Origin of the sequence: Halovibrio sp. HP20-59 (genome assembly GCF_033052795.2) — a bacterium.
Classification (GTDB): domain Bacteria; phylum Pseudomonadota; class Gammaproteobacteria; order Pseudomonadales; family Halomonadaceae; genus Vreelandella.
The window spans coordinates 227,356-251,010 of record NZ_JAWJUW020000004.1 but is presented as its reverse complement, the minus strand read 5'-3'; the positions used below and the strand labels follow the sequence as shown (position 1 = coordinate 251,010).

Annotated in this window: 21 protein-coding genes; 7 read left to right on the top strand and 14 right to left on the bottom strand. The window is 57.0% G+C overall.

Annotated features, from left to right (window positions below; genetic code table 11):
* Nucleotides 1–5 precede the first annotated feature (5 nt).
* Nucleotides 6–866 (top strand): ATP-binding cassette domain-containing protein, encoded by an 861-nt coding sequence (locus tag RZA33_RS06850; protein WP_317507108.1) that lies wholly within the window; start codon nucleotides 6–8, stop codon nucleotides 864–866.
* Nucleotides 859–1,473 (top strand): ABC transporter ATP-binding protein, encoded by a 615-nt coding sequence (locus RZA33_RS06845; RefSeq protein ID WP_317507107.1) that lies wholly within the window; start codon nucleotides 859–861, stop codon nucleotides 1,471–1,473. Before RZA33_RS06850 ends, RZA33_RS06845 begins: the two co-directional genes overlap by 8 nt.
* A 10-nt stretch (nucleotides 1,474–1,483) precedes the next feature.
* Here the strand turns inward: RZA33_RS06845 and RZA33_RS06840 are convergent, their stop codons facing one another.
* The 4 genes from RZA33_RS06840 to RZA33_RS06825 all read right to left on the bottom strand — a co-directional run bounded on the left by RZA33_RS06840 (nucleotide 1,484) and on the right by RZA33_RS06825 (nucleotide 6,294).
* Complete coding sequence (locus RZA33_RS06840; protein WP_317507106.1) at nucleotides 1,484–2,674, bottom strand: MFS transporter; 1,191 nt, start codon at nucleotides 2,672–2,674, stop codon at nucleotides 1,484–1,486.
* Nucleotides 2,675–2,703: 29 nt separating this feature from the next.
* Complete coding sequence (locus RZA33_RS06835) at nucleotides 2,704–3,330, bottom strand: C40 family peptidase (RefSeq protein WP_317507105.1); 627 nt, start codon at nucleotides 3,328–3,330, stop codon at nucleotides 2,704–2,706.
* Between the two features lie 93 nt (nucleotides 3,331–3,423).
* Entirely contained in the window at nucleotides 3,424–5,889 is a 2,466-nt protein-coding gene (locus tag RZA33_RS06830) for a YbeU/YbeR family protein (protein ID WP_317507104.1), read from the bottom strand.
* 162 nt (nucleotides 5,890–6,051) lie between these two features.
* The gene (locus RZA33_RS06825) at nucleotides 6,052–6,294 is read right to left on the bottom strand and encodes a GlsB/YeaQ/YmgE family stress response membrane protein (RefSeq protein ID WP_317507103.1); all 243 of its coding nucleotides are present in this window, start codon (nucleotides 6,292–6,294) and stop codon (nucleotides 6,052–6,054) included.
* A gap of 220 nt (nucleotides 6,295–6,514) precedes the next feature.
* Between RZA33_RS06825 and RZA33_RS06820 the strand changes: the two genes are divergently transcribed.
* The 4 genes from RZA33_RS06820 to RZA33_RS06805 all read left to right on the top strand — a co-directional run bounded on the left by RZA33_RS06820 (nucleotide 6,515) and on the right by RZA33_RS06805 (nucleotide 10,117).
* A complete protein-coding gene (locus tag RZA33_RS06820) occupies nucleotides 6,515–7,384 on the top strand; it encodes a D-hexose-6-phosphate mutarotase (RefSeq protein WP_317507102.1) in 870 nt (289 codons plus the stop codon).
* Between the two features lie 61 nt (nucleotides 7,385–7,445).
* The gene (locus tag RZA33_RS06815; protein ID WP_146875108.1) at nucleotides 7,446–7,637 is read left to right on the top strand and encodes a hypothetical protein; all 192 of its coding nucleotides are present in this window, start codon (nucleotides 7,446–7,448) and stop codon (nucleotides 7,635–7,637) included.
* A 33-nt stretch (nucleotides 7,638–7,670) separates the two neighbouring features.
* Nucleotides 7,671–9,074 (top strand): YcjX family protein, encoded by a 1,404-nt coding sequence (locus tag RZA33_RS06810; RefSeq protein ID WP_317507101.1) that lies wholly within the window; start codon nucleotides 7,671–7,673, stop codon nucleotides 9,072–9,074.
* Nucleotides 9,071–10,117, top strand: a complete 1,047-nt coding sequence (locus tag RZA33_RS06805) for a TIGR01620 family protein (protein WP_317507099.1) — start codon at nucleotides 9,071–9,073, stop codon at nucleotides 10,115–10,117. Before RZA33_RS06810 ends, RZA33_RS06805 begins: the two co-directional genes overlap by 4 nt.
* A 38-nt stretch (nucleotides 10,118–10,155) precedes the next feature.
* Here RZA33_RS06805 and RZA33_RS06800 read toward each other — a convergent pair whose 3' ends face one another.
* The 7 genes from RZA33_RS06800 to RZA33_RS06770 form a co-directional block, all read right to left on the bottom strand.
* Nucleotides 10,156–11,277, bottom strand: coding sequence for an ABC transporter ATP-binding protein (locus RZA33_RS06800; RefSeq protein WP_317507098.1), 1,122 nt, complete (start codon nucleotides 11,275–11,277; stop codon nucleotides 10,156–10,158).
* 40 nt (nucleotides 11,278–11,317) lie between these two features.
* The gene (locus RZA33_RS06795; protein WP_317507097.1) at nucleotides 11,318–12,196 is read right to left on the bottom strand and encodes a carbohydrate ABC transporter permease; all 879 of its coding nucleotides are present in this window, start codon (nucleotides 12,194–12,196) and stop codon (nucleotides 11,318–11,320) included.
* Nucleotides 12,189–13,115 carry a sugar ABC transporter permease gene (locus RZA33_RS06790; protein WP_317507096.1) on the bottom strand — a complete coding sequence of 309 codons (927 nt, stop codon included), beginning with the start codon at nucleotides 13,113–13,115 and terminating at the stop codon, nucleotides 12,189–12,191. The genes RZA33_RS06795 and RZA33_RS06790 overlap by 8 nt, the downstream gene beginning before the upstream one ends.
* A gap of 92 nt (nucleotides 13,116–13,207) precedes the next feature.
* On the bottom strand, nucleotides 13,208–14,467 hold the full coding sequence (locus RZA33_RS06785; RefSeq protein WP_317507095.1) for an ABC transporter substrate-binding protein: 1,260 nt from the start codon (nucleotides 14,465–14,467) through the stop codon (nucleotides 13,208–13,210).
* A gap of 111 nt (nucleotides 14,468–14,578) precedes the next feature.
* Nucleotides 14,579–16,078: an ATP-binding protein gene (locus RZA33_RS06780; protein ID WP_317507094.1), complete on the bottom strand. Its 1,500-nt coding sequence runs from the start codon at nucleotides 16,076–16,078 to the stop codon at nucleotides 14,579–14,581.
* The gene (locus RZA33_RS06775; RefSeq protein ID WP_317507093.1) at nucleotides 16,075–16,800 is read right to left on the bottom strand and encodes a response regulator; all 726 of its coding nucleotides are present in this window, start codon (nucleotides 16,798–16,800) and stop codon (nucleotides 16,075–16,077) included. Before RZA33_RS06775 ends, RZA33_RS06780 begins: the two co-directional genes overlap by 4 nt.
* Before the next feature lie 135 nt (nucleotides 16,801–16,935).
* A complete protein-coding gene (locus RZA33_RS06770; RefSeq protein ID WP_317507092.1) occupies nucleotides 16,936–17,733 on the bottom strand; it encodes an HAD family hydrolase in 798 nt (265 codons plus the stop codon).
* Nucleotides 17,734–17,906: 173 nt separating this feature from the next.
* On the opposite strand from RZA33_RS06770, the gene RZA33_RS06765 reads away from it, so the two are divergent.
* Nucleotides 17,907–19,847: an exoribonuclease II gene (locus RZA33_RS06765; RefSeq protein WP_317507091.1), complete on the top strand. Its 1,941-nt coding sequence runs from the start codon at nucleotides 17,907–17,909 to the stop codon at nucleotides 19,845–19,847.
* Nucleotides 19,848–19,978: 131 nt separating this feature from the next.
* Here RZA33_RS06765 and RZA33_RS06760 read toward each other — a convergent pair whose 3' ends face one another.
* The 3 genes from RZA33_RS06760 to RZA33_RS06750 all read right to left on the bottom strand — a co-directional run bounded on the left by RZA33_RS06760 (nucleotide 19,979) and on the right by RZA33_RS06750 (nucleotide 23,491).
* Nucleotides 19,979–21,604 carry a methyl-accepting chemotaxis protein gene (locus RZA33_RS06760; protein ID WP_317507090.1) on the bottom strand — a complete coding sequence of 542 codons (1,626 nt, stop codon included), beginning with the start codon at nucleotides 21,602–21,604 and terminating at the stop codon, nucleotides 19,979–19,981.
* 180 nt (nucleotides 21,605–21,784) lie between these two features.
* Nucleotides 21,785–23,044 (bottom strand): PHB depolymerase family esterase, encoded by a 1,260-nt coding sequence (locus tag RZA33_RS06755; RefSeq protein WP_317507089.1) that lies wholly within the window; start codon nucleotides 23,042–23,044, stop codon nucleotides 21,785–21,787.
* A gap of 30 nt (nucleotides 23,045–23,074) precedes the next feature.
* Nucleotides 23,075–23,491, bottom strand: coding sequence for a CopG family transcriptional regulator (locus tag RZA33_RS06750; RefSeq protein ID WP_317507088.1), 417 nt, complete (start codon nucleotides 23,489–23,491; stop codon nucleotides 23,075–23,077).
* Nucleotides 23,492–23,655: the final 164 nt, after the last annotated feature.

Sequence of the window (23,655 nt, the reverse complement as noted above, 5' to 3'; positions counted from 1 at the left end):
AAGCTATGCTAACCATTGACCGTTTAACGCTACAGCTGCCCTACTATGCTCATGGACACGCTCATGGACATGCCTCATGGTGGAAGCGTCGCTGGGCCACTAGCCTAGATGAGCTCTCGCTGCAGTTCTCGGCAGGCGAGGTGCATGCGGTAGTAGGCGCCTCCGGCGCTGGAAAAAGCCTACTGGCCTACACAATTATGGGGTTACTGCCCACGCCTGCCCGCTTAAACGGGCAGCTTTGCTATCAAGGAAAACCTCTTGATAAACCACGCCAACGTCAACTCAGAGGCCGGGAGCTGGCGCTGATACCTCAGTCGCTAAACGCGTTAGATCCACTGGTACGCACCCAGCGCCAGGTTGCCTGGGCGGCTCAACGCTCGGGGCAATCCTCTAAAAACGCCTGGCACGCCGCTCAACTAGCGTTGGAGCATTACCAGTTAGACGCCCAAGCCCAGCAGGCCTATGCCCATGAGCTTTCCGGCGGCATGGCGCGTCGCGTGTTGACGGCCATGGCTCATGTTAGCCAGGCCCAGCTAGTGATTGCCGATGAGCCCAGCGTGGGATTAGATCCGCACCAACGCCAGCGCGTGCTGATGGCGCTGCGCGAGCTGGCCGATCAGGGCAAAACGGTGATCTTAATTACCCATGACTTACGCCACGCGCTCCCCATTGCCAACCGTGTCACCATTATGCGGCACGGCCAACAAGTCGAGACCGCGGCCGCCAGTGCCTTTCAAGGTAATGGCGATGCGCTTGCTCATGCTTATTCGCAGGCTTTGTGGCTGGCCCTGCCCGACAATAACTTCTCAATCCGCGAGACCCGTGAAGCTCAGCACGAAAGTCAAAAGGAGGCTAACGTTGCTTGAGGCACGCCAGCTGAGTTTCCAGTTTTCACCCGGCGTATCGCTGCTGCAAGCGGTGTCGCTAACGCTGAACACGGGGCAGTGGGTAGGCTTGAGCGGCAACTCCGGGGCTGGGAAATCAACGTTGGGAAAACTCTTGGCGGGCTACTTAACCCCGCAGGTGGGCAAGGTCTGTATAAACGGCGAGGCGCTGCCAGCAAGTGGCTTGCAGCCCGTGCAATGGCTGCCGCAATCCCCAGAGCTAGCGGTGAACCCCCGCTGGCGGGTCGGCAAGATTCTTTGTGAAGCCTGGGCGCCTTCTAGCACGCAGTGCCAAGCGTTTGGCATACAGCCCAGCTGGCTGTCGCGTTTTCCCCACGCGCTCTCTGGCGGTGAGCTACAGCGAGTGAGTGTACTGCGCGCACTCGCCCCAGGCGTACGCTTTCTAGTCGCCGATGAGATATCAACCATGCTCGACCCGATTACCCAACTTGAGCTTTGGCAGGCGTTAAAACAGGAGGCGGAAAAACGCCAGCTGGGTGTGCTGGTGATTAGTCACGATACTGCGCTACTCGAACGGCTCTGCCCACAGCGCTACCATTTAAGCAATGGTCAGCTGAAGCCATGGTAGTTGAAGAAAGTTAGCTAACCGCTTGGCGACGTTCAAAGCGCCACAAGCCAAAGGCAATCAACAGCGTGATGCTCAGTAACAGCCAAGACCCGATGCTTACCCCAGGCCAACCGGCCCAGCGCCAGAATGGTTCCAGCCAGAAGCCGCCTAAACTGGCGCCCAGATAATAAAACACCAAATACAGCGCTGAGGCACTGCCTCGGGCGCCCTGGGCATAGCGTCCTACCCAGCTAGAAGCCAACGAGTGGGCCATGAAAAAGCCGAAGGCATTAACCGTTAAGCCAACCATAATCAGCACCAGCGAATCCGCCAGGGTAATCGCCGTGCCCAGCATTAAAATCACCACACCCACCATCATGCACGCCGCCGGGGAAAACCGCCCAGCCAAACGCCCGGAAATCATCGAGCCGAAAGTCCCGCCCAGATAGGTCAAGAAAATCAGCCCCAAACCGCTGGCAGCTAATTGATACGGCTCTGCTGCTAAACGAAAGGTAATATAGCTGTATTGGTTGATAAAAATCAGGAAGTTGATGCCACCTAAAAAGTAGGCAGCGAGCAGCACCGGGCTGCGCAAATGGCCCCATAAGTCGTCCACTGCTTTGCGCAGCTCAAAACGCTGGGGTGTAAAGGCACGGCTGTTAGGCAGCAGTCGCCAAAACAACGCGCCGCCCATCAACGTCATCACGCCTACCGCTAAAAATGCTGCAGTGGAGCCGCCGAGTTCCCCCGCGGCGCCGCCCACAATACGCCCGCTAATGCCCCCCAGCGAGTTAGCACCGATATAGAGCCCCACGGCGCTTAACAGCGCAGGCTTTGAAAACTCATCGCCCATCCAGGCGATTGCCACTGCCGGCAATCCACCCAGCACAAAGCCCTGCACCAGACGCAGCACCAACAGGCTTTCAAAGGTGGGTGCAAAGGCCAAGGCAAGGGAACAGCCGCCAGCGAGCAGCAAGGTAATGCGCATGATCGCTTCACGCCCGATGGCATCCGAAAGCGGACCAAATACCAGTAACGCCAACGCTAGCGAGAGCGTCGACACCGACATAAGCAGGCTTACACCCAGGGTCGAGACGTCATAGGTGTCTTTTAAACCAGGCAATAACGGCTGCGGCGCGTACAAATTAATAAACACCAGAAATGAGCCGAGGCAAAGCGCCAAGGTGGCGCGCCACCAGGCGCGCGTTTTGGCTTCAATCATGCCATTCCTAGAGTAAGGGCTTCTAGTGGTTAGAAACCACTGCCTAACTGAGCCATATGGGTAGGCTCAAGCGCACGCCGCGCTTGCCAGTAATAGCGTTGCCAATAACTATTATCCAGGCTAGAAATAGTTACCCCTTGTGAAGCCGAGGCGTGAAGAAAATAGCCATCGCCCACGTAGATACCGACATGGTTATAGCGACCCGGCGGACTGAAGAACACCAGATCGCCCGCCTGCAGCTCTTGGCGGTCGATCGGGCGTCCCTCGTGTATTTGGCCACGGGTGGAACGCGGAAGCTCTAAATTAAAAGTGTCGCGATAAACATTGCGGACCAGGGCGGAACAGTCAATCCCTCGCTCTGAGGTGCCGCCGAGTCGGTAGGGTGTCCCCGACCATCGCTGGTGCTGAACCAACAGCGCCTCGCGAACGACAGTTGGCGGCGGTGCTTGTAAACTGCGTAGATGAGCATCAATGGGATCAGCCGGCGACATTTTCGGATTCGCCCCCATTCCCGGCATCTTCATCGCGAAGTAATTATCCGGAGCCTGGGTATTGGCCTGCCGCGCAGAACCTGCGCAGCCAGCAACCAATGTAACCAAAAAACAAACACTGACAACACGAACAGCGATCACAGCGGGGCGTTGCAACGCAACCATGCGCTTAACCTCGTGATATTAAAAAATGGCGACATAACAAATTAAATTTTCCCGTGAATGACTATAAGCTAATTATCATCGGTTTGGCGAGCTTCAATGCAAGGTGCGCTGATCGCCCGGCAGCGTGTCGATATGCAGCGGCGCAAAATGGCGCGGTTTATTACCGGGAAAATCGAGGCTCACCCACGGTCCCGCCAAGACAGGTGCACCGCAGATCCAGGCCACCAATGCCTGACGAAAACCGGCTAAAAAGCTTTCGCGTTCAGGGGTTTCGCCCATAAAAAAAGAAAACCCTGCGTACATACCCATGGCGTATTCGTGCCAGCCAGCGTAATGGTCCGCTGCTAATTGATAAGCACGGTCCAGCACTTTTGCAAAGGCAGCGCTGTCCAGCCAGCCTAGCTGCCGGGCAGCAATTGCCAAATCAATCAGTTGGGCAATATCCCAGGCGGCCATGTCTATCTCATTACAGCCATCTTCATTGTCGCGTACACGGCACAAGCGCAGTAGGTGGTGGCGATCATCTTCTGCACAGTGGCCAGATTCCATAATCGCTATCTCAGCGTCTAACCGCTCGCGGTTAAGCGTGTAGGGTGCATAATTAATTTGGTATTCCTGGCGATCTCCCGATTCGAGCATATAGGCTAGGAATTCCTGCATATCCTCGGCGTTGTTCAGGTGATAGTGACTATCCACCCACTCACGGATCTCGGCACATTCTCGAACACTCTCCGGCTGCGGCTCGCTCCACACCGCACTGTTCAACGGCCCAACCAGCGACATAGCGGTGAAGTGACTCAAGGTGGGGCGACTACCCGGTTCGCGCCAGGCATCGTGGCGCCAATCCAGCCAGTGAAACAGGCTGCCGGGATCTTCTATATGCCAAATAATTTCATTCACCAGCGAGGCGTGCTCCGGCTCGGGTAGGCAACTCTCCCAGGCAAACCAGGCCTCTAACAGACGCTTGGCATTAGGGTAAAAGCGACATAAGCAGCTGCGCAGTGCGCTGGCGTAATCTAGCAAAGGCGCTCGATCAAACAAGCCGCTGTCGAGGGACATATGCAGATAGAAGGCGAATTTTTCAGCCATATGAATAGTGGCGGCATGACGGCTGACGCCCTTCACGGCGTTACGCTGTTTAAGCTCTTCAGGCGTCGGCTGACCAAACCCGCTTTGCGAAGGGGGTAAAACACCGTTTACTGCGTCGGCCGCCAGCTGATTAAGATGATGCGCTTGGGCGGGCAGCCAGTAGCGCGCCAGGGCATGAGCGCCTTCATCGGCATGTAAGCCAAGCGACTCCTGCAAATAAACCGCCGCGTCTGCACGCTGATCTTCCGGCAGCGCGGCTGAAGGGTCTATTTGGCGCAGCATAGCATCCGGCTCGCGGACGCTGGCCAGCGCCAACAGCCAGTGGTGAGACGTGTTACGCCATTGACGAATACGCGCCTGAGAGGCTTTACGTGTGGCGTTATCCAGTAGCTCTCCCGGCGGACACTTCCAGGGGCTATGAGTGCTGTGTAGTAGTAATTGATGCCGCTCGCTGGGAGTTTTACCCCGCCGGTCGATGCCATCAAACAGGCTTTGTCCCCGTCCGTAGGCATTAAGGACAGCGTACCAGTCATGGTAGCGTCGGCTCATCAAATCAGCCGCGTGCCCTGCCAAGTCATCGGCTTCTTCCTGGCTGAGCCAGCCACAGCAGGCGCCTGCCCAGGCAAGCTCGACAAGCCGCAGCCAGTCCCAGGCCGCCCACTCCAAGGGCTCACCTTGGGTAACGAACTTATTCAGCACGGGTGCATAGGGGGATTCTTCCACCACGCTGCGCTGCCATTCCATACGCTGGGCATTGTCCATGCTCAAAAGCTCGCGAGCTTCGATATCCCAGCGCTGACGCTCGCCTTGAGCGCCTAGCCAGAGCATTACACCCAGCAACGCATCGCGGTCATGAACCTCCCATACCTGGGCCAGCCAATCGGTGGCTTCAGGCCAATCGGCTGGGCTGGCGGGATAAACGATGATCGGACGAAACAGCGCGCACAGCCGCCAACTTTGTGCCTGGGGCGGTTGAGGCCATAGCGGGGCAGGCTCAGGGAGTTCGCTCAGGGCGTTTTCGAGAACCTCCCAGGTGATGCCCTCGCCGTCCGTTTCAAGCGTTGCCAGCGCCTGACAGGCGTCAATAAAGCGGTCATCGGCGCCCAATTCCCAACCACGGGCACCTAATGCACGACGCAAGTCAGCCAGCCAAGCGCGCAAGTCACTATAGTCACGGGCAATGCGATGAGTGACGTGCCGTGCCCATGCTTGGGCCTGGTCCGTTTCCAACCAGCCCGCCGCCCCGGCTAGCGCAGCCCATTCCAGCGCACCCAGCAGGCGGTCGGCATGGCCTGCAGGAGCATCTAACCCATGGAATAGCTGTTCGGCGAGTTCTCCCCGGTTGGCAATTCCCAGTTGCAAAAGGCGCTGTTCGGCCGCATTTGCATCGACCGCCAGCGGGTCAGGCGTAAACGCCCAATCACACAACACGAGCTGTTGGGCCCACCAGGCATTTAACGCGTCGATCAAGAAGCACCTCGGAAAAACACAATGTCACCAGCAGAACGCCAGAATAAAGATGCTAGTGTAACGGAAAGTGATGCGAACACCGATAGCCCAAGGCATCGTCAGGCATAAACGGCACCGCCCGGCATAAAGCCGGGCGGTGACATACAGGTAGCAACGCAACAGCTACGATTGTTTGACCTTGCTAATCACCCATAGAAGCACCACTGCACCGACAGTGGCGGTGACCAACGAACCGATAAAACCACCGGAAGAGAGGCCTAAAAGGCTGAACAAAAAACCACCTACTAGCGCACCCACGATACCCACACCAATATTACCCAGGATGCCGAAACCGCCGCCACGCATGATGTTGCCAGCAATCCAACCAGCCAAACCACCAATGATTAACCATGCAATAAAGCCCATATAGTCTCCTTACTATTTTAAAAACGGGTTTAAGAACGGGTGTAAAAACGAGTTTCAATGACGTTTTTTAGCTACGAGTGTCTTTAACATCATAGCTACACGCATACCGCGCACATATAGGCGCGTTTTACCTTCGAGTCACGCTTGTTCTACCATAGCACACAGCGTTACTGTTCGGCGCTCCCTAGTCTAGTGGCTAGGCAACTCTAAAGGAAAAATCATGATCCCCGACTCGCTCAAACACTTGCTTAGCAGCACCCAAGGCCAACAAACCACTCAGTGGGAAGGCCGCGACGTGGTGTTATTCAATATGCCGTGGGGTGAGCTGGCGATCAGTCTACAGGGTGCCCAGGTGCTGCATTTCTGCCCTGCCGGCGATACCGATTGGCTATGGCTGACGCCTACACCACAAGCGCTGCCAGGCGCTATCCGGGGCGGTATTCCACTCTGTTGGCCGTGGTTTGCCGACGAGCGTTACGCTGATGAGAGCCCCAATCACGACGGCCCCTTCCATGGCCTAGCCCGCCACGCTGGCTGGCGCTTAGATGCTGTTGACGAGCACGCCGAAGGCATTGAACTTCATCTATCCCCCGAGCACCCTCTGCATACTCAGCTTACTGCACGCTTGGTGGTACAAGCCAACGCCCAGCGGCTCAACGTTGAACTGATTAGCGAAAACATCGGCGAAACGCCGATTAAAACCAGCGCTGCGCTGCATACCTATTTAGCCGTAGCAGAGGTGCACCAGTGCCGCTTGGAAGGCCTTTCCGGCGCGCGTTACCTCGACAAGCTGCGCGACTTTGCTGAATCCGAACAGCAGGGCACGCTGGCCGTTCAAGGCGCCGTTGACCGCATTTACCACACTAACGAAGCGGTGCTGCTCAACGATGGCGAGCGCAGCCTACGCATCGGCAAACAGTCGAGCGATTCGACGGTGGTGTGGCACCCTAACCACGATCTGCCCAGCGACACCCCCGCCGACGCCGCGCGCCGCTTTATCTGTGTGGAAGCCGCCAATACGCGGTTAGACCCGGTCTGGCTGGTACCTGGCGCTCAGCACCTGCTAGGCACCAACCTCAGCCGCGGTTAATCGTCGGTTCATCAATGCTTTGCTATCATGCGCTCACTATCACTTAAGCTAGGGAGATCCAATGGATCCGCAACAATGGCTAGAAGCCGCCACACTGGCCTTTAATTTAATCGGTATGGTGGTGTGCTTGTTCGGCCTTACCCTGGCGCAAAAGATGACCCGCCGCTGGCCCGGCTACACCCTGGCGGGGGTTGGCTTTTTAATTGCCACCCTGCCGATGCTTTCGCAACTGGTGTTAATGTTTAGCCAGTAAAGACTAGGCAAGAGCCACAAAGGGATCGAAAGGATGCGCCAGCCGTTAAGTCGCGAACTGAGCAATTTATTAGAGCGCGGGCGAGATCGCCAGCTGCGCTTAGCGGTCACAGGCCTCTCCCAAGCGGGGAAAACAGCGTTTTTGACGTCGCTGGTCAATCAGTTGCGTCACGCGGGCGTTGAGGCCCGGCTCGATTTGCTGCCGGCTGCCCGGGAAGGCCGCCTGCTCGGTGCTCAGCGGCTTAACCAACCCGACCTGGGCGTGCCGCGGTTTCCCTACGACCCCGGCATGGCGGCACTACGCGATACGCCGCCGCGCTGGCCAGAACCCACTCGTGGCATCAGCGAGTTACGCTTACAGCTGCGCTATCGCCCGGCCCGCAGCGGTTGGTTAACCCCTGAAATCGCCCACCTTACGCTGGATCTATTCGACTACCCCGGCGAGTGGCTACTCGACTTACCGCTGCTGCAGCATGACTTTTACAGCTGGAGCCAAGCCCAGGCACTATACGCAGGCGAGCAGCGCCGCGGCTTATTTAGCGAGTGGCTGGCGGCGGTGGAACAGCTCGACCCGGCTGGCGAAGCCGATGAGGCTCAGCTCGCCGCCCTAGCTGAAGATTACGCTCAAGGTCTGCGTCGCGCCAAACAGGCAGGGTTTTCCGACCTACAGCCAGGGCGTTTTTTGCTGCCCGGCGAACTGGAAGGTGCCCCCGTGCTGCAGTTTTTTCCGCTGCCGCAGCTAAACGCCTCTCAACTCAATACCTCTAGAGAAGCGCTGGAAGCACTGCCCGCCGATAGCCTTTACGCTACCCTGGCGGCGCGCTTTCGCTTCTATCAGCAGCAGGTGGTTAAGCCCTTCTACCGTGATCACTTCCGCCGCTTTGACCGCCAGATTGTACTGGTAGATGTGCTTGGTGCTCTGAATGCCGGGCCCGAGCGGTTTGAAGACCTTTCACGTGCGCTGCGCCAGTTAATGCACAGCTTTGACTACGGCAAACGCAGCCTGCTCACACGAATGTTCGCGCCTAAAATTGACCGCCTCGCGATTGCCGCCACCAAGGCCGATCACGTTACCCCTGATCAGCACGGCCACCTGGTGCAGCTGTTAGAAGCCCTGCTGGCAGAACCGCTTAAAGACCTGCGCTTTGCCAATGTGCCGGTCAAAGCGCTCTCGCTGGCGGCCATTCGCGCCACCGAAGCGCGCGAGGTCACCCATGAAGGTAAGCGCTCACCAGCGCTACGCGGCACCACCCTGGAAGGCGAAGACGTGCTGGTCTACCCCGGCGATGTGCCTAACCGCCTGCCTAAAGCCGACTTTTGGCAGCAACAGGGGTTCGACTTCCCCGGCTTTCGACCAATGCCCACCACCTCAGAAGCCATGGACCATATCCGTATGGATGCCGCCATCGACTGGCTGATTGGAGATAAACTGACATGACCGACCCACAGCCACGTCGTCACTTTAAATTGGACGGCAGCGCCGCCTCCGATGAGGCGGCTGAGCCAGCGTCATCCCTGCGCCAGCGCGAGACCTTTGCTGGCACCAACGAGAGTCATCCCCTGGCGCCGCTCCCGGAAGACAAAGCGCTGCCAGCTGCCAGTTTAGGTGCACCACGCAAACGCCGTTGGGGGTTGCTGTTTGCCCTGGTGGGCGGTGCCGGACTAGGCACGGCTGAGCTGGTCACCGGCATACCCGACGCAATGGCGCAGTCACAATGGCTCGCCATTGCCTGGCAGCTGTTCGGGATCAGCCTGATCGGTTTGGGGGGAGTCTCACTGCTCAAAGAGTTGGGGCGTTTACGCCGCCTGAAACGACACGACAAGCTGCGTGGCGATCTGGCTGAACTGCCGCAGCGTTCTCCCAAACAAGCCCAGGCCATGGCCGAGCAGCTTAAGCGCCAACTCAAGCTCGCCGATGATGATCCCCACTGGTTGGCCTTTCAGCGCGCCAGCCAGCCTCACCATAGTGGGGAGGAGATCCAGACACTGCTGCGTTATCACCTGCTGGCGCCACGTGACCGCGAAGCCCAGCGTTTGATCACCCGCATGTCCGGTGAAACCGCCATCATGGTCGCGCTCAGTCCGCTAACGCTGGTGGATATGGCGCTGGTGGCCTGGCGCAGCTTGGCAATGGTGGATCGCTTGTGCCGTCTCTACGGGCTTGAGCTTGGCTACGCCAGCCGCCTGCGGCTGTTTCGTAACGTGCTGCACAATATGGCCTTTGCCGGTGCCAGCGAACTGGCCACCGACGCCAGCATGGATATGCTCTCGCTCGATTTGGCCGGGCGCCTTTCGGCCCGCGCCGGCCAGGGGCTGGCGACGGGCTTGCTTAGCGCTCGCCTGGGCCTGCGCGCCCAGCGGCTCTGCCGCCCGGTGCCCTTCAGCGCCGATGAGCAGCCCAAAATCGCTGATTTACGCCAAGATTTATGGCGGCAGATTAAACGACTCGACAAAGAGCCTTCTACCACCAACCGCTCGTAGCGGTTAACTGGCGAATCTGAATCTGGGCGGCTGGTTTTTCAGGCAATACGCTGCTCGGTCTCGGCATCAAATAGAATCGCTCTGCCCATATCAACACGCAGCGACAAGCGTTCCCCGGCCGCTACCACGCATTTAGGCCCAACGCGGGCAGTCACTTCCTGCTCGCCCAGCGGCAAACGCAGTAAGATATCCGCCCCGGTAGGCTCAACCACCGCCACACTGGCGCTTAGCAGCGTTCCTTCGGCTTGGGACGTTAACCGCTCATCCTCTTCGCTAAAGTGCTCTGGGCGTAGGCCAAGAATGACCGGCTGGTTAAGCCGTTCGGCCATATCTGGGGCGATACGCACCTCCGGCCAAGGCAATACCAGTTCATCTTCACCCGGCGTGGCAATACGCAGTTGATAACCGCCGTTGATATCTTCCAAAGTAGCGCGAATAAAGTTCATCGACGGTGAGCCCATAAAGCCCGCCACAAACATATCCACCGGGTTGTTGTAGACTTCATCCGGCGAGCCCAGCTGCAGAATATGCCCATCGCGCATCACCGCAATGCAGTCTGCCAGCGTCATGGCTTCGACTTGGTCGTGGGTGACGTAAACAATGGTGGTGCCCAGGCGCTGGTGGAGCTTTTTGATCTCGGTGCGCATATCAACGCGCAGCTTGGCATCCAGATTGGAGAGCGGCTCGTCAAACAGGTAGACCTTTGGCTCCCGAGCCAGCGCACGCCCCATGGCTACCCGCTGGCGCTGCCCGCCGGAGAGCTGTGCAGGCTTGCGTTCCAGCAGGTGAGTGATCTGCAGTAGATCGGCCACCCGCTCCACGGCGGCTTCCCGCTCGGCTTTGGGCACCTTGCGCATCTCCAGCCCGAAACTGATGTTCTGGCGCACGGTCATGCTGGGGTAAAGCGCGTAGGACTGAAACACCATGGCGATATCCCTATCCGCAGGGGTGCGCCAGGTCACATCTTCACCATCAATATAAATATTGCCAGACGTCACCGGCTCTAGCCCGGCGATGGCATTCATCAGCGTGGACTTGCCGCAGCCCGAGGGGCCGACCAGAATCAGGAACTCGCCAGAATCGATCGAAATACTGACGTCTTTGAGCACCCGCTCGCTGCCGAACTCTTTGCGCACGTTGTGGATTTCTAACGCTGCCATAATGAAAATCCTATTTTATTGTTAGGCTTTTAAATAAAAACTAGCCTTTAACGGAACCAGCGGTCAGCCCGCGCACGAAGTATTTTCCCGCCAGCACGTACACCACCAGAGTGGGTAGCGCGGCAATCATCGCCGCCGCCATATCCACGTTGTACTCGCGAACGCCAGTGGAGGTATTGACTAAGTTGTTTAGCGCCACGGTAACGGGCTGGGTGTTATGGGCTGAAAACGCCACGCCAAACAGGAAGTCATTCCAGATTTGGGTAAACTGCCAAATCACCGAGACAACGATGATGGGTGCCGAAACCGGCAGCAGAATGCGCCAGAAAATACGGAAAAAGCCCGCACCATCCAACTTCGCCGCCGATACCAGCTCGTTAGGGATCCCCACATAGAAGTTGCGGAAGAACAGCGTGGTGAAGGCGATACCAAATACCACATGCACCAGAATTAACCCGGCACGGGAACTGGAGATACCCAGCCAGCCGAGGGTTTGCGCCATGGGCAGCAGCACCACTTGGAAGGGAATAAAACAGCCAAACAGCATCAGCGCAAAAACTAATTCCGAGCCTTTAAAACGCCATTTGGTCAGCGCGTAGCCGTTGAGGGCACCAATCGTGGTGGAAATCAGCACCGCCGGAATCACAATCGCAAAGGAATTCCAGAAGTAACCACCGACACCCTCGCAACGCATGCCGGTACAGGCTTCGCCCCAGGCTTTTATCCACGGTGCCAGGGTAGGGTTTTGCGGCAATGACAACAACGAACCGGCGCTGATTTCACTGAGCGGCTTCACCGAGGTCATCAGCATGACCGCCAGCGGTAGAATGTAGAACAGCGCGGCGAGGATCAGCACACCGTAAAGCAAGCCACGGCCCAGCCGCGCAGCGGGCGTCTGACGACGAATCACATTAGCCATGCTTGCGGCTCCTTAATTCGGAGTAGAGGTAAGGAATCAAAATCGCCAGCACGCCGCCCAACATCAGCATAGCGCTGGCGGAGCCCAAGCCGACCTGTGCCCGAGTGAAGGCGTGGGCGTACATAAAGGTAGCGGGCAAATCGGTAGCGTAACCCGGCCCACCGCCAGTGAGCGCGACCACCAAGTCAAAGCTCTTAATCGCAATATGCGCCAGAATCATCACCGCGCTAAACACGACCGGGCGGAGGCACGGCATCACCACGCGCAGGTAAATCCGCGGCAAGCTGGCGCCATCCAACTGCGCTGCTTTGATAATGCTGTCGTCGATACCCCGCAAGCCGGCTAAAAACAGCGCCATCACAAAGCCTGACGCCTGCCATACGGCGGCAATCACCAGGGTATAAATCGCCATATCCGGATCGACAATCCAGTCAAAGCGAAACGACTCAAAGCCCCAGCCTTGAACCATCGCCTGGATACCCAACTGTGGGTTGAGTAGCCACTTCCACACCACCCCAGTAACGATAAACGACAGTGCCATGGGGTAGAGGTAAATCGTGCGCAGCGCGCCTTCTTGGCGAATTTTCTGATCGAGTAGTATCGCCAGTAGCGCGCCAATCGCGAGACAAACGGTCACAAACAGCACGCCAAAAATCATCAGGTTGGTTGAGGCGACCCACCAGCGCTCATTGGCCATCAGGCGGGCATATTGACCAAAGCCAACAAAGTCGTAGCTGGGCAGCATGCGCGAGCTGGTTAGCGAGAGCACGAATGTCCACAGCATGAAGCCGTAAACAAAGAACAGCGAAATTGCCACCGACGGTGCCAGCACCAACCGAGGCAGCCACGCCTGTAAACCACCGGATGGCGTCGGGCGCCTAGCGGCAGGCGTTAAGTCCGTCGCAGGGGTATTTTTCATGGGGAGGCATCTCTAATGAAGAAGTATCCTTGCCAGGAAGCGTAGGCGCCGCCATTGCGACGACGCCTGAAGAACGCTAGCGCTAGAAAAGCCTAGAAAGAAGCCGCTTCGGCGGCACTCACCATACGTTCAGCTGCTTCTTCAGCGGGCATGTCGGCATCATTGAAGTAGTTGGTGACCACGTCAAAAATAGCGCCCTGAATATCTGCGCGTACGGCCATACCATGGGCCATGCTAGGCACTAGGCCGCCCTCTTCAGCAGTGCGCTGAAAATCAGCCAATGACTGCTGGGCACAGCTATCGAACTCGCTCATGTCCAGATCAGGCCGCGCCGGAATCGAACCTTTAGCAAGGTTAAACGCTTCCTGGAACGTCGGTTCAAGCACCAAGCGGGCTAACGCTTCCTGCGCTTCGCGCTCCTCGTCATCGGTGACCCGGAACATGGCCAGGCTATCGATATTGAAGGTGAACGCATCTTGGGTGCCTGGTGCTGCCGCACAGAGATAATCTTCTCCGGCGGTTAATCCAGCTGCGGTGAACTCACCTTTCGCCCAATCGCCCATGAGCTGAAACCCGGCAACCCCCTGAATCACCATCGCTGTGGCAATATTCCAGTCGCGGCCGGGCATACCTTCATCCATTAGCTCACGCGTACGCTTGAAGTCCTCAAGGGCGTCGATCATTTGTGCGCCGCCCAAAGCCTCTGGGTCTAGATCTACCAATGCCTGCTGGTAAAACTCGCTGCCCTGGCCGCCGAGTAACACGCTTTCGAATACTGTCGCGTCCTGCCAAGCCTGACCGCCGTGAGCCAGCGGTACGAAGCCAGCTTCGCGGATAGCCTCACCGGCCTCGAATAACTCATCCAGCGTGGTGGGCATCTCAACGCCCGCTGCTTCCAGCACTTCCGGGTTGGCCCACAGCCAGTTAACCCGGTGTACGTTGACGGGCACCGCTACGTACTGATCGTCGTAGCGCATGATGTCAGCCACTACCTCGGGCAGTAGTTCGTCCCAGCCTTCGGCGTCGGCAACATCGTTCAAGTTACCTAGCAGGCCAAGCTCACCCCACTCCTGAATCTCGGGGCCTTTGATCTGGGCGGCGGAGGGTGGGTTGCCCGACATGGCACGAGATTTAAGCACCGTCATGGCGGTTTCACCGCCGCCGCCTGCCACGGCAAAGTCTTGCCAGCCGTAGCCTTCAGCTTCCATTAGCTCTTTAAGCACGTTGGCAGCGCGGGCTTCGCCACCAGAGGTCCACCAGTGCAGCACTTCAACTTCATTGGCTTGCGCGGTGGCGGCTAGCGTGGCACCTGCTAAAGCAAGCGCGAGGGTCGTCTTCTTAAACGTCGACATGGAGTCACTCCTTATATTGTTATTGTCCTCTCGGACGTTCCACCTCCATGAGATTACGCCAAAGACTGCGTCAACGGGAGTTACCGAGTGCTGCAAAGTATTGGCGGTTTATTACAAACCTGTAATAGTTTCCTGGCGGGGTAGCGAGAGAGTCACCACCAGCCCACCATCAGCATGGTTGGCGAGCGTGATATCGCCGCCATGGGCGCGGGCAATGTGCCGGGCGATTCCCAGCCCCAGGCCGCTGCCACCGGTGTGCCTGCTACGTGAGGGTTCCAGGCGAACAAAGGGCGAAAACACCCGCCCCAACTGCTCTTCGGGTATACCTGGGCCGTGATCGCGAATGCGCAGGGTGACCGAATTACCGTGATCAATGAGTTCTACCTCGGCCTGCTTACCATAAAACACTGCGTTCTCAAGCAAATTCGCCAGGCAGCGCTTAAGCGCCAGCGGTTTGGCCATCAGCGGTGCAATGGGGCGGAGACTATTAGGCTTAATAGTGACCTTACCATTTTGAAGGCTCAGCTCTTCGGCCAACTCTTCGATCAGGCTCGTTAGATCAACGGGCGCAGGCTCCTCATGTAGATCCAAACCTTTCACCGAGGCCAAAGCGCCTTTCACCAAGCTATCCAGCTCATCCAGTGAGGCGCAAAAACGCTCCCGCTGATAGTCGTCATCGAGCATCTCGGCGCGCAGGCGCATGCGGGTTAAGGGGGTCTTTAAATCATGGGAAATCGCCGAAAACAGCCGCTCGCGCTCCTCGATCTGCTCGCGGATCCGCCGCTGCATTCGGTTGAACGCCACGGCAGTGGCGGCAACTTCCTTAGGCCCACTCTCTTTTAGCGGCGGCATATCCAAATCATCGCCCAGTTGATTAGCTGCTCGTGAGAGCCGCGCCAATGGCCGGGTCACGCTAGTGATGCCCATTAATGAGAGCGCCAGCACGCTCAGCAGTACCAGTAGACCTACCAGCAAACGCTCCTCAGAGAGCCAGCGATAGCCGCTGAAAATATCCGGCACGCCCAGCAGCGTGGCAACGTAAAGCCAAGTGTCTGGGGCAAGCTGCAGTTGAACCACTAAAATCGGCGGCGAGAGCGGTTCCATCAACAGGCTGTGCTGCCCCCAGCGGGGTGGCAAGTCGTAGAGGAGCACTTCGTTATTGAGCACCCGCAGGTTTTCCGGGCGGGAGAACTCGACAATGACATCATCGATATTGAGTTGCCGGGTGAGCACCGAACGCACATTATTCACCACCACCTCTTTTTCCGGCCCCGAGCCGATATCGTCGATGGTGAGCCTGCGTTCGTTGACGCTAACAAAAAACCGCGTACCGCCCATATTGCGCAGCTGATCCAGCACGATGTGACGGTAGTCCACGGGCAGCGAGCGGAAAAACTTCATGGTAGAGGCGATGCTAAACGCCATATTGGTGGACAGCTCATCAAGCTGGGCCAAGTGGCTGGAGCGCACTTGAGAGGTCCAAATTGCGTAACTGGCCCCCTGGGCTACTAGTACGCCTGCGATCATGATGATCACGAAGCGCCCGCGTAGCGATGCCGGTAACCAGCGGGCCAAGCGTCGCCGGATATGCGCCCACCCCGCCCGGCTCACGTTAATGCATCAACCTGGGCGGTTAACACATAGCCTGCCCCGCGCACCGTTCGAATCAACTGCGAGTGCTGGGCATCTTCACCCAGCCGTTGGCGCAGGCGGCAAACGTGGACATCAATGGAGCGATCAAGCGGCGGCGCGTCCCGCCCACGAGTAAGCGCGTAGAGATCATCCCGAGTGAGTACCTTGGCCGGGTGCTCTAAAAACACCTGCAGTAGCTGAAAGTCAGCGCCCGAAAGCGCGGCGCGCTCGCCCTGCAGGTCAATCAGCTCGCGGGTCATACGGTCGAGCTGCCAATTGCCGAAACTGACCCAGCGCGCCTGCCCCGCAGGCAACTCTGGCGGAGCACAGCGGGTGCGCCGCAGTACCGCTTTGATGCGCGCCAGCAATTCGCGGGGATTAAACGGCTTGCCCAAGTAGTCATCAGCACCCAGCTCCAGACCAAGAATGCGGTCGGTCTCATCGGCGCTGGCGGTGAGCATGATAATCGGCACGTCGCTGTGCTTTCGGACATCGCGGCAGATGGTAAAGCCGTCGTCACCGGGGAGCATTAAATCGACAATCAGCAAGTCAGGGGCGTGTTCAGCACGCAGCGAATGCAGCGCTTGGGCGCCGTCCGCTGTGAATACCCGATAGCCGTGGCGCCCCAGGTAGTCCGCGAGCAGTTCACAAATTTCCGGGTCATCGTCGACCACAATCAAAGTAGCAGGGGGTGTCGTCATCTCAGCGGTTGTCACCCTACGCTATTGTCGTTATGGGGCATTGATGATGGTCGAGGGGCCAAGCAGTAGCAATAGCGCTACGACCAAGGTTGCATTAGTGTTAATTGTTGACGAATGTCACGCGCTTGTTGGCGCTTAAAGCGCAAACCGCTCTTTCAACCACTCGGCAACGGCGGCTTCACCATGGTGACCGATACGCTCAGCGCCGGTGACACGATCAAATAGTGCCGGGTGAGCGTTGGCCATTACCTGGGCCTCCCCGGCTAAATCGAGCATTTCGGTATCGTTGAGGTTATCGCCAAACGCTAGGCAATCGACGGGCGTTAAGCCCAAGAGTTCCAGCAGTGATGACAACGCCACACCTTTATTCACGCCACCGGCCATGATTTCCAGAGAATCAATGGTGGAATAGGTAATATGCAGCCCGTCGCCGTGGGCCTCTTGCGCCTGGGCTTCTAACTGTTTTAGCGCACTGGGGTCGCCTAGATAGAGCACTTTGCCCACGCCGTTAGTGTCCATCTGCGCCGGCGGCACGACTTCGTAGCCAAAACCGGTAGAAGCATGAAGTGATAATAAGTGCGGGGCCTCTGCATCAATATGCCAGCCGCTTTCACTATAAAGGTTAAGCCGTACTTGAGGCGGACGCGGAAGACCGATTAGCATCTTTGCATGTTCAGGCTCCAGGTGATTTGCCGTCAACAAAGCATCTTCCGGGTCGTGCACATAAGCACCATTGGTGCTAATCAAGTGTGCAGGAATATCCAACTGATCACGAAACACCTTCATATCATGGTAGTGGCGACCCGAGGCGAGCGCGACATGATGGCCTTGCTTCACCAATGCTCTTAGCACCTCGATGGTGCTTTCGTGCAGGGTGTGGTCGCTTCCTAATAGGGTGCCATCCAGGTCAGAAACAATCAGGCGAGGTGTCATAGCGCGCTCCGTGAGTATGAATATTCAGCTTAACCGATTCCCTTGAGCGCATGTAAGTCTTTGACTCGCCGCTACCAAAGCCAACATCAGGGCCAACATCGCATAGCGACAATTGGCGCAGCCTGCGGGAATCCGTATAGTGGCACCCTAACTCTCGCCAACTGATTGAGCTCATGCTTCAGAACAACGCCATGCTTGCCCAGCTCAAGCAACAGATTCGTCAAACCACCCCCCGCGCTGAAGGGGTGATCAAAGCCACCGACAAAGGTTTCGGCTTTCTCGAAACCGACGACGGTGAATCCTATTTCGTGCCGCCCCCCGCCATGAAGCAAGTGCTTCACGGTGACCGTGTAGAAGCGGTCATCCACGAGAACGGTGATAAAAAGTCCGTTGCGCCCGAAAAGCTGATTGAAGCTGGGCTGGATCGGTTTGTCGCCCGCGTGCAAAAGCGCGAAGGACACCTCGCCGTGGTGCCCGACCATCCATCGATTAAAAATGTTATCAAGGCGCGGATTAAGAACAGCCTTGATGAAGCGACCATTGCCGATGGAGACTGGATAGTGGCCCGCTTGGTCCGTCATCCGCTGAAAACCGACGACCGCGCCTTCTTTGCCCAGATCGACGAACTGGTTGCTAAAAGTGACGACCCGGCAGTGCCGTGGCGCGTGACGCTAGCACGCCATGCGCTGGAGCAGGAGTGCCCCGATGCAGGCACCGATTGGCCGCTGATGGATGAAGGCCTGACTCGCGAAGACTTAACCGCAACGCCCTTCTTCACCATTGATGGTGAGAAGACCCGCGATATGGACGATGCGCTGCACGTAGCGACTCGCGCGGAAGGCGGCTGGCGGTTGAGCGTCGCGATTGCCGACCCCACGGCGTATGTGGAAGAAGGCCATGCGGCTGATTTAGAAGCCCGCACGCGCGCCTTTACCGTCTACCTGCCCGGCCAGAACGTCACCATGCTGCCAGAGCAGCTGGCGGACGATCTCTGCTCGCTATGGGAAGGCAAGGATCGCCCTGCACTAGCCTGTACGCTGGATATTAATGCCGACGGTAGCATGGGCGAGTACCGCTTTTTTGCGGCGAACGTAAAATCCCACGCCAAGCTCGTTTACGACAACGTCTCCGACTGGATCGAAGGCCAAGGCGATTGGGCACCCGCGGATGATATCGCCGAGCAGCTCACCGCGCTGCGTGATTTGACCGAGGCGCGTACCGCTTGGCGCAATGAACACGCGCTGGTGTTTAAAGACCGCCCCGACTACGTGTTTGATCTTGACCCTGCTGGCAACGTATTGGCTGTGCGCACCGAAGAGCGCCGCATTGCCAACCGCATGATCGAAGAGTCGATGATTGTGGCCAACGCCTGCTGCGCCGACTTCCTGGCCCAACACATCGGCCACGGTATCTTTAACGTGCATCGCGCGTTCGAGCCCGAGAAAGCCGAAGCCGCCCAGGAATTCCTGGCCGGTCAGGAGATCGTGGTCGAGCGCGAAGCACTGACGGAACTTGCCCGCTACACCGAGCTTAAGCGTGCACTGGAAAGCCGCGATGATGCTTGGCTGGATGCGCGCCTGCGCCGCTTCCAGGGCTTCACCATGATGTCTGCTCAGCCCGGCCCGCACTTTGGCCTGGGCCTAGCCGCCTACGCCACCTGGACATCGCCGATTCGTAAGTACGGCGATATGGTCAACCACCGCCTGATCAAGCGCGTGCTTAAAGGCGAACAAGCCCCCGCCGAAGCTACCCAGCAGCTCACCGAGCAGCTGACGGAGCGTCGCCGCCTGAACCGTATGGCCGAGCGCGACGTGAAAGATTGGCTCTACGTGCGTTACCTGACGCCCTCCGCGCAGAACCAGGACACCTTTGAGGCCGAAATCATGGCCATCAACCGTGGTGGTATGCGCGTTCGCCTGCTGGAAAATGGCGCAACAGCGTTTGTTCCCGCGCCCTTAATGCACAGTGACCGCAGCAAAGTGGTCATTGACGACAAAGAGGGGCGTATTCAAATAGAGGGTGAAGAGCGTTATAAGCTTGGCGATCCACTTCGCGTCATCTTGACCGAAGCCCGCGAAGAGACTCGCTCGCTGGTAGCTAAACCCGCTGCATAAACTGTATTTGCTTACTCGCAATAAACAACAACGGCGCCCTAAGGCGCCGTTGTTGTTTCTATCGTTCTGGCGGTATTTTAATTAGTCTGTTGGATCCACTTTCCAGTGAAATACGCACACGTATTAGCTGATTAAAACGCCGCCTGTGTGGCTCTCGAAGGTAAAGCCATGGCAGGCGTGTGTGCCGATAGCTGGCTCAGCTTAGCGTCATCAATTTGAAACGCCGCTACCAGTTCGCGAAGCCGCCCAGCCTGTTCCTCTAAAGAAAATGCTGCGGTTGTCGACTGTTGAACCAGCGCACTATTTTGCTGTGTCGTTGAGTCCATTTCAGTGATCGCCGTATTAATCTGCTCAATACCGCTGCTTTGCTCACGAGTGGCGGAGGACACCTCGGCCATCAGCATAGCAAGACGCTGAATCACCGTTTCCGTTTCACCAATCGTCGCTGCTCCTCGCTCCGCTTGATCAGAGCACAGCTTTATTTTGCTGCGCGTATCATCCAGCATGCTGCGAATCTCGCTGGCTGATGCGGCACTGCGGCTTGCCAGAGAACGAACTTCGGTTGCCACTACCGCAAACCCCCTGCCCTTCTCACCGGCACGTGCGGCTTCTACGGAGGCGTTAAGGGCCAGTATATTGGTCTGAAAGGCAATGGCGTCAATAGCTTCGACGATCTTGTTCATACTCAGCGATGCAGCCGTCACTTCGCGCATTAATTCTACGCTCCGCGCCACCTCTTCACCCCCGCTGTGCATCTGTTGTGACGCATTATGGGCCAGCGTATCAGCCTCTTTGGTTGAATCGCTGTTCTGGCGAACCGTTGCCGTCATCTCCTCCATACTTGAAGCCGTTTCCTGCAAGGCAGCTGCTTGCTGCTCAGTACGAGCGGCGAGCTCCTGTCCACCTTGGGCAATCTCGTTGGCGCCGTTCAAGACATTCTCGCTAGAATCACGTAGTGATGCGACCAGGGTAGTGAGCTCTTTACTCATTTCAGCCATGGAGGTTAATAACTGAGACGTCTCGTCACGCCCTGTGGTTACGATATCGTGTCGCAAATCTCCTTCCGCAACGCGCTTAGCAACCTCAACGGCTTTCCGCAAGGGCAGTACGATACTGCGTGTAATAGCAATGGCCAGCGCCAGCGCCATCAACAACGCCGCCCCCGCGAAGATACAAAGCTGCCAAATAGCCAAACGATATTCGGCATCTATCGCCTCATTGGCAGCCTTTACTCCCGCATCAGCCACTAGGCTAATTTCATCTGCCAATTCTTCAAGCTGATAGATACTTTCTTTATGCTCACCGAAAGCCTGATTGGCTTGAGAGGTTTCGGTAATACTGCCCTGATCAATTTGGCGGTAAACCGTCATAAAGCCCTCTTCATAACCCTGGAGGGCGTTTCCTGCCTGTTGGTACAGTGCATCAAGGCTATCCTTATCGGCAATTTGGCTACCCGCCTGGAAGGTGGCCTGTATTTCTTCGATGGTCGCAACCCAACTTTGTTGGTAAGCCGCTACCCGATCGCTATTGTCGATATTGATGAAGATATCTTTTTCAAAGCGCCGTGCCTGCAATGCCAGTCGCTGAATTTCAGCGGCATTACTCGCTAGCGCTACGTCCATGTCCAAGGTTTTTTGGGCAGTATCTTTGGTGAAGGTAATACCCATAATTCCTGCTATTAAAGTGCCCAAAAGAAATAGCGATACCACGCCAAAAGCCAGTGCGAGCCGTGTACCAATCTTGAACCGTGAAAGCATGGAAACTTCCTAATAAGTAAGAGAGGTAAGATTGTCGGCATAAAACATATAAACTTTAGCGCTATATATATAACAATTATTGCTAATATGAGTATTTATTAATTCCCATTAGCAACAGTGATGGCAAGGCCTTGCGGTAAATATTTTTTACGAGCCCCCACATGCTCTCGCTTACTACCGCTACGCACCACCCTGCTGATGCTGAAAGAAGAAACGCAGCATTTCCTTGGTGGCATCGGGGCCTTTCGGGTCGGTATAGCTTCCTTTCGTGCTGCCTCCTGACCAGGCGTGGCCAGCTCCATGAATGTGCCACTGCTCCATGTGTGGTTTGCCCTTCTCATTGTGATGCATGGTCCGCGTATAGGCATGGCCATTAACCACCTTTCCCTTCTCTACTGTCGCCCCTGTTTGGCGCGACGTGCTGTACTGGGAGGCTACGCGATCCGCATTGCTGGGGTGTACCGTCGTGTCACGATCACCATGAAAGATTATTGCGGGCACTTCCGACGCCCAACCGGCTCCTTTCACTTTACCACCGCCAAGAGGTCCTGTGCCCCCCTGCATTGCCCCCAAGGCATCGGGAAGACTCTGGGCCACGCCGTGGGGTAGTCCGGAGTGCACGCCCACCGCCGCAAAGAGATCCGGGTAGGTCATCGCCAGCGTTGTCGCCATTGCCGCGCCTGCGGAAAGCCCCGCAACATAGGTACGTGAGGCATCAAGCCCATGCGTGTCAATAACTTCCTGGGTCATGCCGGCAAGGATCGCCGGCTCACCGCCCTCACGCTGCTGGTCTTCGGCTTTGAACCAGTTCCAACACTTAGAGTGGTTGGCGGTCGTCGGCTGGGCCGGATAAAGCACACAACACTGCTGCTCTTCGGCCAGCCGATTCATCTCGGTTCCGGCAGCGAAGTCATCGGGATTCTGCGTGCAGCCATGCAGCATAACGACCAGCGGCAGCGCTTGCCCGTGATAGCCGCTGGGGATATACAGTTTGTAATCACGTGTACCCACATGGTTGGTAAAACGACCGGCAGTGAACGCTCCGGGCAGTGGTACCTCGCTCCGTGCATACTCAGGCGGTGCTTGCTCGTGTCGTGCCATTCCACCGCGAAACTTCATCCACTTATCACGCCATGCAGCAGGTACTCTAATATCACTATTCGAGAAGACTCCAGATGGGGACGGCTGGGCTTCATCAAACGTTGAGGACGTCGCGTATTCCGCCGACTCATCTCTCTGGTTCGATTGCACAATGTCTTCATCGACGACTTTCCAGTTTCCTTCAAAGGTATTTCCACCCCATGAAGGCTGTTTCCGCGCGTCCTCACCTCTCGCTTCAGGCACGGCGCCCTGAAGGAGAGCCATGGCTTCGTGCAGTTTTCCCGCACGCGTGAGTCGTGTCGCTTCTTCCATTCGCTTCGTCATGGTGGCGTCAATCATGGTCAATATCCTATTTCAATAGTCAGTAATTCAGTAAATTCGGTCTTTCAGAGCAGCCTTAACCGCTTTGCTGGCGTGCAGAGCGCCCAGCACCACCACCGACTCGATGGTGGCAAGAGCAAGCTCCGGTGTGACGTCGTCGGCAATACTGGCCATGCCCAGCACCTGAATCTGTAACGTCTCCCCGGCTGACTGCAGGGCCTCTAGATCCGCACGACTGTAATGCTCAAGTCCCAGCACAAAAGCCTTTCGGGTCACGGTTTCCCTAACGACCTCGGCATGGGTCGACAACTGATTACGAATAGCGGTGCGAATCAGATCGGTTCGATTGGAGTAAAAACCTTCCTGAACCAACAGATCGATCTGCCCCAGGTCAACCACCCCAAGGTTGATAGTGATTTTTTCACTAGAGTCACCGCCCTTGCGGCGCATTTCATGCACGCTCATGTGTCATTCCTCGTTGCGCTTAGTAACCAGACGCCTTTTTGATGCGGCATAAAACATCTAGCTAACGTCTAAAACATCTGATTAGAATCCATATACCATCCATACGGATGTTATATTAGTCCAGCCTGACCAAGAGTCAACCAATAAACAGACGAAAACGATTC